The sequence below is a fragment of the Oleiphilus sp. HI0067 genome (assembly GCF_001635735.1).
The window spans coordinates 1-760 of sequence record NZ_LWFI01001422.1 but is presented as its reverse complement, the minus strand read 5'-3'; the positions used below and the strand labels follow the sequence as shown (position 1 = coordinate 760).

General features: G+C 45.4%; 2 protein-coding genes. Both read right to left on the bottom strand.

Annotated features, from left to right (window positions below; genetic code table 11):
* A partial coding sequence (locus A3739_RS31265; protein WP_369821118.1) for a S41 family peptidase occupies window positions 1–389 on the bottom strand: 389 nt, incomplete at its 3' end.
* Between the two features lie 16 nt (window positions 390–405).
* The coding region (locus A3739_RS23160) for a murein hydrolase activator EnvC (protein WP_156502783.1) at window positions 406–760 on the bottom strand (355 nt) is incomplete at its 5' end.

The following is a 760-nucleotide window of genomic DNA, read 5'->3' as shown; positions in this document are numbered from 1 at the left end:
TCCATACCTACTTCAATTCCTAATCCACCAAAAGAGCCAGAAGTGTTTTGCTTCAGGTCGTCGTATGCGACAGGCTCTAGATAAGAAGAGTGTGGGTCTAGACCGTTTAGCATTCCCCGAATGGCGTGCTTGATGAGCGTCTGGTCATCAATTTCCTCGACATAAGCAGCTTTGATCTTTCCGAATACGTCAGCGAATTTTCTGAGATCATTCAGTGGGAGCGGGTCTGGTTGAGCATTCTCAGAATTGTCGTCTTTAGCAACAGCTTCAGAGGGGGTTCCAGATTCAGTGTTCGTTGTATTTTCAGGACTAGAGGTATCGTCTGCGAATGATACAGCGCTGTATGCTGTAATCGTGATTATTAAAGCTCTGAGTAAATTCAAATTCATTCCTGACTTCCTGATGTTATTTGCTTAGCCACTTACGTGGATCTTGCGGCTTACCGTTCTTTCGTATTTCGAAGTATAAACTAGGGCGCTCTCGACCACCGCTATTGCCTGCATGCGCGATAACTTCGCCTGGGTTAACCCAGTCACCTACGCTTCGATGCAAGCTCTTATTGTTTCCATAAAGGCTTAGATAGTTATCGCCGTGATCTAAAATAATGAGCAGGCCGAAGCCTCTTAACCAGTCTGAGAATACGACACGTCCGTAATGGACGGATTTTACTCCAGCATCTTCTTTTGCTTGAATTCGTATGCCATTAGATCGTAACTTACCTTGTGCTAGGCGAGTCCCAAAACGCTCTAGGACTCTACCA